The organism is Actinophytocola sp., from assembly GCF_045807065.1.
In the GTDB taxonomy this organism is placed as follows: Bacteria; Actinomycetota; Actinomycetes; order Mycobacteriales; family Pseudonocardiaceae; genus Actinophytocola.
Map to the genome: position 1 here is coordinate 1 of NZ_JBJMIE010000756.1, position 11,209 is coordinate 11,209.

Genomic DNA, 11,209 nt, shown 5'->3' on the forward strand with positions numbered 1-11,209 from the left:
CGGAGCGTTGGACACGCGGTTAGAGGACGAGTGGGAGGGTTAGCCAGGACAGGGTCAGGCCCAGTGCCACGCCGTAGGAGAGCCAGCGCCAGATCGGTTGGCGGTGGATCAGCCACAGGGTCGGGAGCAGCCCGGCCGTCACGACGACGTTCGAGGCCAGGGCCAGCAGGGAGTACGTCTCCGCCAGGGTCGCGGCCAGGGTGACCACCGTCACGACCGTGAGCGCGAGGCTGGCCGCCGAGACGGTCAGGCCCGTCAGCCACGGCAGTGGCTCCGGGGGCAGCGGGGGACGCGGGGGACGCGGCGGGCGGGGTGGGCGCTCGGGCTGCCGCAGCGGCTCCACCACGGACTCCGCGCCGGACAGCGGGTCGACGTAGAGCACGTTCACGCCCAGCGAGGTGGCCACGCGCCCGGCCAGCTGGAGGCCGCGGCGGGACACGACGGCGTGGCTCGTCCCAGCACCCGGCTCGGCGCGGGACACGGCCGCGGCGACCTTCGCCCACTCGTGGAGTGCGTCGGTCAGCTCGTTGCCCAGTGGTAAGCGGTCCGGCTCGGTCATGGCCTCGCCGTCGCCGTCCACCAGTACGGCGCGCTCGCCGTTGGCACGTAGCTGGATCCCCGACATCGACACGCTCCGAAACTACCGACTCGTGCCGAGGGCGTAGAAGGCGACCGCGCCGGCCGTCGCCACGTTGAGCGAGTCGACGGTGCTCGACATGGGGATGCGCACCGCCACATCCGCCGCGGCGACGGCTTCCGGTGTCAGGCCAGGGCCTTCCGACCCCAGCAGGACCGCGACCTTCGAAGGTACGGCCACTGAGGACAGTTCCGATGCCCCGGAGGGGGTGAGTGCCAGCACAGTGAAGCCGTTGTCCCGCAGGAGCTTCAGGCCGTCCGGCCACGGCGTCAGCGTGGTGAACGGGACGGCGAGGACATGTCCCATGGAGACCCGCACGCTGCGCCGGTAGAGCGGGTCCGCGCAGCCGGTGCCGAGGAGCACGCCGTCCACGCCGAGCGCGGCGGCGTTGCGGAACAGCGCGCCGAGGTTCTCGTGGTCGCCGACGCCCTCCAGCACGGCGAGCCGCCGGGCGCCGGACACGATGTCAACTGCCGACGGTGGAGTGGGACGGTCGGCCATTGCCAGCACCCCGCGGTTGAGGTGAAACCCAATGACCTCCGCCATGATCTCGGCGGTCGTGACGTACACGGGCGCGTCGAGGTCCTCGATCGGCAGCGCCGCCAACTTGCGCCGCACCCCGAGCACCGACCGCACCGGATAGTGGGACGCGAGCATGCGGCCGACGGCGACCACGCCCTCCGCGATCACCAGTCCGAGCCCGCCGGGACGGTCGGGCCTGCGGTCAGCGGTACGGAGGAAGCGGTATTCGTCCAGGCGTGGGTCGTCCGCGTCGGTCACCTCGAGCACCCCTGCATGGTTCCACAACCTGAGACGTGTTACGCGATTCGAGTGCGTGTCTTGCTCTGCGTAACAAGGATTTCGGGTTGATGCACCTTTTTGGCCGCTAGCAACGTCCTTGGGCCTATGTCACGGTTGAACTTCCGCGCGCACGCCGAGCAGCTCGGTTCGGCTGGGAGGGGCGGTATGGGTCAGGATGTCGCGACCGAGACGTTTGACCGGTCGGATCGCCAGCGTTACCGGATGAAGGTCCAGCGTTGCCTGGACGCCCTCGCGAGGATGCTCATCGAGGGCGGCTTCTCCACCTCACCACCGCGGATCGGCCTCGAGGTCGAGCTGAACCTCGTCGACGACGGCCTGCAGCCGGCGATGGCGAACTCGGTGGTGCTGGAGAAGCTCGGCGACCCTTCGTTCACCACCGAACTCGGGCAGCAGACGATCGAGCTGAACGTGCGACCCCGGCCGCTCGCCGGCAGGCAGGCGCACGAGCTGGAGGTGGAGCTGCGGGAGTCGCTCGCGGACGCCAACGCGAAGGCGCAGGACGCCGGTGCCGGCATCGTCATGATCGGCATGCTGCCGACGCTGCGGGACGAGCACCTCACGGCGCGCTGGCTGTCGCACAACCACCGCTACGCCCTGCTGAACGAGGAGATCTTCGCGGCCCGCGGCGAGGACATGGTGCTGGCGATGGACGGCCCGTCGATCCCCGGCCAGCGCGGCGAGCGGCTGCGCGGGTCGGCGAACTCGATCATGCCGGAGTCCGCGTGCTCATCCGCGCAGCTGCACCTCCAGGTGCCGCCCGAGGCGTTCGCCGCGCACTGGAACGCCGCGCAGTGCCTTGCCGGTGTTCAGGTCGCGATCGGGGCGAACTCGCCTTTCCTGCTGCGCAAGGCACTCTGGCACGAGACGCGGATCCCGCTGTTCCAGCAGGCGACGGACACGCGGCCGGAGGAGCTGAAGAACCAGGGCGTGCGGCCGCGGGTGTGGTTCGGGGAGCGGTGGATCACGTCCATCCTCGACCTGTTCGAGGAGAACGTGCGGTACTTCCCCGGCCTGCTCCCGGAGGTCGACGACGAGGACCCGTTCGAGGCGCTGGCCGCCGGGCAGGCCCCCCGGTTGGCCGAGCTGCGGCTGCACAACGGCACGATCTGGCGCTGGAACCGGCCGGTCTACGACGTCTTCGACGGGGTGCCGCACCTGCGCGTGGAGAACCGCGTGCTGCCGGCCGGTCCGACCGTCGTGGACCTCATCGCCAACGCGGCGTTCTTCTATGGAGCGCAGCGCGCGCTGGCGACGATCGAGCGTCCCGTGTGGACACAGATGTCGTTCCAGGCCGCGGAGGAGAACCTGTACGCCGGGGCCCGGCACGCGTTCGACGCGCAGCTGTACTGGCCGGGCATGGGCTGGGTGCCGCCGGACGAGCTGGTGCTGCGCCGGCTGCTGCCGATGGCCCACGAGGGCCTGCGCGCGTGCGGCGTGGCGGACTCGGTGCGGGAGCGCTACCTCGGGGTGATCGAGGAACGCTGCCTCACCCGGCGAACGGGTTCGGGGTGGCAACGCGAGACGGTGGCGAGGCTGGAGTCCGAGGGCCTGACCCGCGACGAGGCACTGGCCGCCATGCTGTCCCGCTACCGCGACCTGTCCGAGGCCAACGAGCCGGTCCACACCTGGCCGGACGAATAGACAAGACCCCCGCTCCGGCAGTGCCGCCTGCCTTGGTCGGAGCGGGGGTCTCGCTGTTCCCGAACTGACTGCCGCTCCCACCACGAAGCGACGAGTTAAGGTTAGCCTAACTTAATCTACGGATGCAAGCTCTGCCGTCACCGCTGGTCGGACGCGCCGTGTCCACGGCAGCCGCGTGCGCATCCGGATGCCGCCGCGACGCGCGAGGATCCACCCGCACACGGCCGTGCACACCGCCGCGATGAGCCCGCCGACGATGAACGGCGACCGCCCGCCGAACTCGGCAGCCAGCCAGCCGGTCATCGGGGCGCCGACCGGGTTGCCGCCGATGAACACCAGCATGTACAGCGCCATCACGCGGCCACGCATCTCCGGCGCGACCGACAGCTGGATCGTGCTGTTCGCCGTGTTCATGAACGTCATCATCGCCAGCCCGCACGGGATCAGCGCCAACCCGAAGGTCAGGTACGTCGGCATCACGCCCGCCAGGACCTCCAGCAACCCGAAGGAGAACCCGGCGACGACCAGCAGCGTCAGCCCCGGCCTGCGCCGCGTGCTGCGCCGCACGGCCAGGAGCGCGCCGCTGAAGCTGCCGACCGCGAGCAGCGTGGACAGCAACCCGTACCCGTCGGCCTCCCGGTGGAACACGTTCGCCGCCGCGATGGCCAGCGTGGTGAAGAACGTGAAGGCGAACGTGCTCACGCAGAACACCAGCACCAGCACGGCGACGATGTCCGGCCGGCCCTTCACGTAGCGCAGGCCCGCACGCAGCTGCCCCCGCCTGGACGCCGACACCGGCGAGCGGTACAGCTCCGCCGGGTTCATCCGGAACAGCCCGGTGATCACGGCCAGCGTCGAGGCGGCGTTGACCAGGAACACCCACCCGGTGCCCGTCCAGATGATCATCACACCGGCGATGGCCGGCCCGAGGATCCGGGCGAAGTTGAACGTCGACGAGTTCAGCGCGACCGCGTTGGCCAGGTGCTCACGCCCGACCATCTCCGCCACGAAGCTCTGCCGCACGGGCGGGTCGAACGCGGTGAACACGCCGAACACCAGGCACAGCAGGTACACCTGCCACAGCTCGACCAGACCGCTGACGTTGAGCAGCCCTAGCACCAGCGCGCAGATCGCCATGCCGATCTGCACCAGGATCAACAGCTTGCGCTTGTCCACCCGGTCGGCCAGCACGCCGGCCCACAGCGTCAGGAACAGCGTCGGCAGGAACTGCAGCGACGCGGCGATGCCGAGCGCGACGGGGTCCTTGCCGGAAAGCTCCAGGACCAGCCAGTCCTGGGCGATGCGTTGCATCCAGGTGCCGACGTTCGACACGACCTGCCCGGATGCGAAGAGCCGGTAGTTGCGTATCCGCAGCGCCCCGAGCATCCCCCGATGCTTGGTCGCGGGCTTCGAGTCCTCGGCCAGGCCGGCTCGAGAAGTAGCTGGATCGGTTGTCAGTTCGCGTTGCTCTTGGTTCTCCGTCACAAATCCTGTTGGCTCGCCATCCTGTCGATGATCTCCGCCGCACGGGAGAGCAGCTCGCGCTCCTCCCCGGTGAGTTCCGCGAGCCGCTTGTCCAGCCATGCCTCGCGCACGGAGATGTCCGCTCGGATGTGCGCGCTCCCCTCCTCGGTGATCTCGACGATGGCCTGTCGGCCGTCACTCGGATGTGGTCGACGGCTGACGTAGCCGAGCTCCTCGAGAGCAGCGATCACCCTGGTCATCGACGGGGGTTGGACAACCTCCTTGGCCGCGAGCTCACCTGGGGTGAGCGGGCCACACTTGTACAGGCAGAACAGTGCGGAAAGCTGGGTGAGCGTGATCGAGGAGCTGGTGCGTTGGGCCCGGAGCCTGCGGTTGAGTCGCACCACGGCCAGCCGTAACCGGCTGGTCAGGGAGCTCTCAGCGACTTCCTGCTCCACGTTCGACACATAGTTAGCATACCTCACGAGTTGAGCGGCGTCACTCAACTCAGGTACACGCCACACACTCAGGCGAGTGCGGCCCTGATCGGTCCGAGCGCGAAGTACACGACGAACGCGGCGGCGATCACCCACATCAGCGGGTGGATGCCGCGAGCCCTGCCGGTCGCCGAGCGCAGCAACACGTAGCTGACGAACCCGGCGCCGATCCCGTTGGCGATCGAGTAGGTGAAGGGCATCACCACGATCGTGAGGAAGGCCGGCAGCGCGATCGTGAAGTCGGTGAAGTCGATCTCCGTGACCTGCGCCATCATCAGTACGCCGACGATCACCAGCGCGGGCGCGGCGGCCTCGACCGGCACCGAGTTGTACAGCGGCGTGAAGAACATCGCGATGATGAACAGCAGCCCGGTCACGACGTTGGCGAGCCCGGTCCGCGCCCCCTCCGCGATGCCGGACGCGGACTCGACGAAGACGGTGTTGGAGCTGGACGACGCCGCACCGCCGGCGACCGCGCCGAGCCCGTCGACGAACAGCGCCCTGCCGGTGTTGGGCAACCTGCCCTCCGCGTCGAGCAGCCCGGCCTCCTTGCCGAGCCCGGTCATCGTGCCGATGGTGTCGAAGAAGTCGGTGAGGACGAGCGTGAAGACGAGCAGGACGGCGGTGAGGACCGGGACCTGCACCCAGGCGTCGAGGTTGACGTGGCCGAGCAGCCCGAGGTTCGGCGTGTCGACGACCTGGTCGGGCAGTGCCGGGTAGCCGAGGTTCCACCCCTTGGGGTTGGTGCCGTTCGACGGCCCGGCGTCCACGACGGCCTCGAGGATGATCGCGAACACCGTGGTGGCGATCACACCGATGAGGATCCCGCCCTTGACGCGCTTGGCGACGAGGATCCCGGTGACGATGAGCCCGACCACGAAGGTGAGCGTCGGCCAGGAGGCGATCGACCCGTTGATCCCGAGTCCGACGGGGACGGTCGTGTCCGCGGCGTCGGGCAGCCGCCGGACGAAGCCCGCGTCGACGAGCCCGATGAGCGTGATGAAGAGCCCGATCCCGACGGCGATGGCGGACTTGAGCGCCGGCGGCACCGCGTTGAACACGGCCGTCCGCACCCCGGTGAGGACCAGGATGAGCACGACGACCCCGTTGACCAGCACGAGCCCCATGGCGGCCGGCCAGGACATCTGCGGCGCGATGCTGACGGCCACGAAGGCGTTGATGCCGAGCCCCGTGGCCATGGCGAAGGGGTAGTTGGCGACGAGTCCGAACAGGATCGTCATGACGCCGGCGACCAGCGCCGTGACGGCGGCCACCTGGTCGGTGGGCAGCCAGCCGCCGAACTTGTCGGTGTGCGCCGGGTCGTCGGCGAAGCTGCCGATGATCAGCGGGTTGAGGACGACGATGTAGGCCATCGTCACGAAGGTGACCAGCCCGCCGCGCACCTCGCGGCTCACGGTGGATTCCCGCTCCGAGATCCGGAAGAACCGGTCTAGGGCAGCTGTCCTTGTCGCCATGGCCCGGTAGCCTCGCTCATGTGTCCGATCTAGGGAAACCCGACGCGCGAATCGAAACACAGAAGTCACCTCCTCCGCTCCCCGACCGGCTGCTTGCGCTGCCGCCGCTGGTCTACGCGGGAGAGGTGGCGTGGGTCGTGGCGGTGTGCGTGCTCGCCATCGGGCACTACGCGTTCGACGTGTTCCCGCCGATCTGGCTGTGGACGGCGATCGCGGGCACCGGGCTGGGCCTGCTCGGCTTCGTGGTCATGGCCTGGCAGCGGCGCGCGTCCCGCCGGGGCGCCCGCGGCGCGCAACGCAACCTGTGACCGGGCTGGCCGACGCCGCGAGCGTTGTCGCCCGAGTACGGCCAAGGCCGTTCGGGATCGCCCACCGCATGCTCGGCCCGGCGACCGGGGCCGAGGACGCGGTCAGCACGTCCGACGGCGGCGGACGCGTGCGTGCCGCCAGGTTCCCGCTACTCGGGCGGGACCACGTGGCCCGGTTCGTCACCGCCGCTTCTGGACCGAGCTCGCCCAGACTTGAGCGTCAGGACACGTAGTTCTCGGGGTCGTCCAGCAGTGCGGCCAGCAGGTGTCGGTCCGGCCAGTGGTCCGTTGTCCAGGCGAGGGCCCTGGCGAGGCCTTCCGTCGAGTCCTCGCAGTGGAGGACCTCCCCGTCGACCCACCACGGGACGTGGCGGCCGGCGACCGTCAGTCGCGTGTGGACGATGGGACCGCCCGGCGGCACCGGGAGGTCGGCCAGGTCGCAGGCCTCGACCACCGCGCCGAGATCGGCCCAGGAGACCGGCTCGCCCGTGCTCTCCGGCGCCGCCTGCCCGGCCTCGGACGCCAGGGGAATGTCCAGCAGTTCGGCCAGCGGCTCGGCGAGGTCGAAGTCGACGGCCACGTACCCGTCGGTGACCGGGGCCAGCCAGGGCGCGTCGAGCACGGCCGCGTTGTCCGTGACCTCGCCGTCGACCGTGCGCACCTCGGCCGGCGGATCGACGTACGCCGGGTCGACGACGTCGTCGCGGACGGCTTCCGCCAGTACCGTGTACGCCCGGAGCGTGACCCCGCGCGACACGGTCCGCGTCGGATCGGCCAGGCGGTCCAGCAGTTCCTCGGCGTCCTCGGTGGACTCCACGGCCAGCTCCGCGCGGACGCCCATCAGCGCCTGCAGCTCCGGCTCCAGGTCGGTCGGCGCCACGTCGTAGAGCCCGGCCAGTTCGTCGGCGTCCGGCAGGCGCCAGTGCGACGGCGGTTCGCCGGCCAGCAACGCGTGGTGCGCGATCCACCAGGCCGTGTAGCCGGTGCGCATGACCCGCCAGGTGTCTGGTTCGCTCGCCAGCAGCCGGATCGCGACCGGCCACGCGTCGTCGGCGATCAGGTCGAGGTCGCGGACGGCCTCGACCCGGACCGGCGGTTCCGGCTGGTCGTCCCACCAGTCGGCCTCGTCGGCGAGATCGTGGTCGGGTCCGGCCGGCGCCTCGTCGGTGACGATCGTGAAGCCGGTGAGCACGCCCACCGCGGCGAGGGTTTCCGCCGTCCACCGCTCGGCGATGTCGTCGGCGAGGACACCCAGCGGGGAGCTCTTGTCCAGCACGGCCAGGAACCGCGAGCCGGGCAGCGCCAGTTCGTCGGCGCGCCGCCAGTCGCCGTCGGCCGCGCGGAGGGCGAGCGCGCCGAGCCACGGCTCCTCCCCCGACCTGATGCCGGCCTCGGACACCAGCCGCAGCACGGTGTGCGCGAGTCCTTCGGTGTCCAGACCGGACTCCGCGTCCTCGACGCTGTGCTCGACCCGGGCGGCCATGGACGCCAGCAGGTCCGCCGGGCCGCCGCGTTTCGCGCCGAGCCGTTCGAGCAGCGGGTGCGCGGCGGCCGGGTGGACGACGTTCACACCGTCCATACTGGACAGGTCGAGGTCGGAGACGAGCACGCCGCGCGGCCCCGGGAACGTGCGGCCGTCGACGAGCGGCACCGGCAGGCCACCCAGGTCGTCCAGCGCAGTCGGGTCGTTGTCGACGATCTTGGCGAGCGCCACGTACAGGTCGTGCCACTCCTCCGGTGGCCGCGTGACGCCGGTGAGGTGGTCGACCACGTCCGACAACCGCAGCCGAACGACGTCCAGCGCGGCGAGTGCCGCGGCGTGCTCGACCAGGTCCGCCTTCACCAGCCCCGGCACATAGGGCGCGACGGACTCGGCCAGTTCCTCGCTGGGCACGGGAAGCAGCCGCGCCTCGGCCGGCGCCAGCGGGCGGCCGTCGAGCGCCGGGGCCAGCCAGCGGGCGGTGCGCAGCTCGGCGATCACCTCCTGCCGCAGCTTCTCATCCACTTCGGACAGTGGAAAACCCGGCAGCGGCACGGCTTTCGGCCGGGCGAGCGGGTCCAGCTGGTCGAGCAGCCGGGGATAGGCGCGGGCCGCGGCGGTGAGCACGTGGTCGGCAGCCGGTCCGGGCCGGACCCTCCGGCGCGACGGCTCGGTGGGCAGCGTGGCGATGAGCCTGGCAGGTAAGGAAAGCCGCTCGTCGGTGGGTGTCGGGGCGTGGAGGACGTCGGTGACCCGCGGCTGGGGCTCGCCGGACTCGTCGACCTCGAGCGTCCAGCAGATCGTCCACTGTGGTCTCGCCTCGGCACCCAGCGCGGGGTCGGGCGGCAGCTCGCCGCGGTCGCGGACCACGACCCAGCGCGTGGTGCCGGTGGGCCCGTGGATGGCGTTGCCCTCGCGCCACCAGACGCGGTCGCCGATCTCGATGCGGGCGAGCCCGTCGAGGGAGAGCAACACGTCGGCGGCCTCGCCGGCGAAGTCCTCGAGGAGCTTGGCGCCGTCGACCTCGTCGCGAAGCGGAAGCCGGACCTCGGTGGTGAACCCGTCCGGCGGCGCCTCGTCGGTGGGCCAGACGAGCCGGAGCACGGGCACCCGCCCGGCGGTACCGACCTCGGCCCGCGTACGGCCGGCGTCGAAGGCGACGCCACCGGCGGCGGAGACGATGCGGGGCGCGTCGGACACCGTGAGCACGGCGGCGAACCCGACCCCGAACCTGCCGACGCCCTGCTGCTTCGCGGACGCCCGCAGGGACGCCAGCGACTCGACCCCTTGGCGGGTAAGCGGTTCCCCGGTGTTGGCGACCCGCAACTCACCGTCCGAGAGGGACACCCGAAGCCGCCCGGCCGAACCGGCGGCGTCGGCGGCGTTCTGCGCGAGCTCGATCAGCAACCGGTCCCGGTACCCGCCGAGAACGAGATCCTCCTCGGCGTTCGCGTCCTCCCGAAGCCGCGTCGGCGAGGACAACCACGAGGCAAGCACCGACTCCCGCAGGGCGGCGGTGCCGAAGGGATCACTCATCCTCGGTGGGCCCGAAGGACCTGCGCTGCACCAGGTTGCGCGGCACCCGCATCGAGAGGTCTGGCATCCGCTTCGCCCCGGTCCCCCGCGGCTGGTCGATCTGCGGCCGAAGCGGACTCGGCGTCGACGGACCAACAGGCTCCTCGAGCGAAGGCGGCGCCTGCCGATACCGACGCACCGAGGACCTCTCCGCCGCGGCGGAAGGCTCGCCCTCGACCTCGCTCCCGGTGGGGGGCTCGGTCGCGGCGGGTGTCTCGATCGCGGCGGGAGGCTCGCTCCCGGGGGGTATCTCGGTCGCGGCGGGCGTCTCGATCGCGGCGAGAGGCTCGGTCTCCGTCACGGCGGGAGACTCGACGTCCGTCGCGATGAGAGGCTCGGTCTCCGTCACGGCGGAAGACTCGGCCTCGGGCGGCGTCTCGACCTCCGTCGCGGCGGGAGACCCGGTCGCGGCGGGTGCCTCGGTCGCGGCGAGAGGCTCGGTCTCGGACGGGGTTGCCGGCTCGATCGGGACCTCGGTGGCAGGCGGCACGTGGGTAGTCGCCACGACCAGGGGCGCGGGCTCGGCAGGCGCCTCAGCGGCCATGGTCTCGACACGCGCTTCGGACACCGGCTCGGCGGGCTCCTCGCCTTCGGCCAGCTCCTCGGGCGCCTCGATGGCAGGCGCCGACTCAACCGGCGCCTCACCTTCGGCCAGTGACTCTGCCGGGGCCTCGGTGGACCGGGCCAGCGACTCGGCGGATACCTCAGCCGCGACCGCCCGCTCGCCGGACGCCTCGACCCCAGGCGCCAACTCGGCAGGCGCCTCAGTCCCGGCCACCGACTCCGCTGGCAACCCAGCGGCTGGCGCCGACTCCGCAAGCGCTCCCGTCGCGGGCGCCGATTCCGCAAACGCTCCAGTCGCGGGCGCCGACTCCGCAGGGACCTCGATCCCAGCCTGCGATTCCCCGGGCGCCTCAACTCCGGTCAGCGAGTCCACCGGAGCCTCGGTCCCGGGCGCCGACTCCGCGGGCACCTCAGTCCCTGCCAGCGATTCTGCCGGCGCCTCGGTTCCCGCCAGCGACTCGGTAGCCGCCTCCGTCGTAGGCGCCGAATCCGCAGGCACCTCGGCCCCGGCCTGCGTCTCCGCCGGCGCCACTGCTCCAGCCAGCAAATCCACTGGCGCCTCAGCCGCCTCCGGATCGGCAGGCGCCTCGATCCCAGCCAGCGACTCGACGGCCGCCTTCGTCGCCGACTCCGGGTCGGCAGGCGCCTCAGCCCCAGCGAGCGAATCCACAGGCACCTCAGCCGCCTCCGACCCCGCAGGCACCTCAATCCCAGCCAGCGACTCGACGGCCGCCTTCGTCGCCGAC

Annotated in this window: 8 protein-coding genes and 1 pseudogene; 2 read left to right on the forward strand and 7 right to left on the reverse strand. The window is 71.3% G+C overall.

Annotation, left to right across the window (positions count from 1 at the left end):
* Nucleotides 1-19 precede the first annotated feature (19 nt).
* Together ACJ73U_RS44080 and ACJ73U_RS44085 are read right to left on the reverse strand one after the other, a co-directional pair.
* Nucleotides 20-625, reverse strand: coding sequence for a DUF2537 domain-containing protein (locus ACJ73U_RS44080; protein ID WP_407783756.1), 606 nt, complete (start codon nt 623-625; stop codon nt 20-22).
* Nucleotides 626-640: 15 nt separating this feature from the next.
* A complete protein-coding gene (locus ACJ73U_RS44085) occupies nt 641-1,444 on the reverse strand; it encodes a TrmH family RNA methyltransferase (RefSeq protein ID WP_407783757.1) in 804 nt (267 codons plus the stop codon).
* Between the two features lie 159 nt (nt 1,445-1,603).
* Here ACJ73U_RS44085 and ACJ73U_RS44090 point away from each other — a divergent pair, with 159 nt between their 5' ends.
* Nucleotides 1,604-3,100 (forward strand): glutamate-cysteine ligase family protein, encoded by a 1,497-nt coding sequence (locus tag ACJ73U_RS44090; protein WP_407783758.1) that lies wholly within the window; start codon nt 1,604-1,606, stop codon nt 3,098-3,100.
* 111 nt (nt 3,101-3,211) lie between these two features.
* Here ACJ73U_RS44090 and ACJ73U_RS44095 read toward each other — a convergent pair whose 3' ends face one another.
* The 3 genes from ACJ73U_RS44095 to ACJ73U_RS44105 form a co-directional block, all read right to left on the reverse strand.
* The gene (locus ACJ73U_RS44095) at nt 3,212-4,486 is read right to left on the reverse strand and encodes an MFS transporter (protein WP_407783759.1); all 1,275 of its coding nucleotides are present in this window, start codon (nt 4,484-4,486) and stop codon (nt 3,212-3,214) included.
* Nucleotides 4,487-4,581: 95 nt separating this feature from the next.
* Nucleotides 4,582-5,022, reverse strand: a complete 441-nt coding sequence (locus ACJ73U_RS44100) for a MarR family winged helix-turn-helix transcriptional regulator (RefSeq protein ID WP_407783763.1) — start codon at nt 5,020-5,022, stop codon at nt 4,582-4,584.
* 68 nt (nt 5,023-5,090) lie between these two features.
* Nucleotides 5,091-6,536, reverse strand: a complete 1,446-nt coding sequence (locus ACJ73U_RS44105; RefSeq protein WP_407783760.1) for an NCS2 family permease — start codon at nt 6,534-6,536, stop codon at nt 5,091-5,093.
* 20 nt (nt 6,537-6,556) lie between these two features.
* Between ACJ73U_RS44105 and ACJ73U_RS44110 the strand changes: the two genes are divergently transcribed.
* Entirely contained in the window at nt 6,557-6,844 is a 288-nt protein-coding gene (locus ACJ73U_RS44110) for a DUF2530 domain-containing protein (RefSeq protein ID WP_407783761.1), read from the forward strand.
* 220 nt (nt 6,845-7,064) lie between these two features.
* Here the strand turns inward: ACJ73U_RS44110 and ACJ73U_RS44115 are convergent, their stop codons facing one another.
* Together ACJ73U_RS44115 and ACJ73U_RS44120 are read right to left on the reverse strand one after the other, a co-directional pair.
* Entirely contained in the window at nt 7,065-9,860 is a 2,796-nt protein-coding gene (locus ACJ73U_RS44115; RefSeq protein WP_407783762.1) for a sacsin N-terminal ATP-binding-like domain-containing protein, read from the reverse strand.
* Nucleotides 9,853-11,209 (reverse strand): annotated as a pseudogene (locus ACJ73U_RS44120) (hypothetical protein); the annotation flags it as partial. The gene ACJ73U_RS44115 and the pseudogene ACJ73U_RS44120, both read right to left, overlap by 8 nt.

Bases quoted from the DNA above. Each gene is read 5' to 3' on its own strand.
- ACJ73U_RS44080 (WP_407783756.1), bottom strand. From the start codon at position 625: ATGTCGGGGATCCAGCTACGTGCCAACGGCGAGCGCGCCGTACTGGTG.
- ACJ73U_RS44090 (WP_407783758.1), top strand. From the start codon at position 1,604: ATGGGTCAGGATGTCGCGACCGAGACGTTTGACCGGTCGGATCGCCAG.
- ACJ73U_RS44095 (WP_407783759.1), bottom strand. From the start codon at position 4,486: ATGCTCGGGGCGCTGCGGATACGCAACTACCGGCTCTTCGCATCCGGG.
- ACJ73U_RS44105 (WP_407783760.1), bottom strand. From the start codon at position 6,536: ATGGCGACAAGGACAGCTGCCCTAGACCGGTTCTTCCGGATCTCGGAG.
- ACJ73U_RS44115 (WP_407783762.1), bottom strand. From the start codon at position 9,860: ATGAGTGATCCCTTCGGCACCGCCGCCCTGCGGGAGTCGGTGCTTGCC.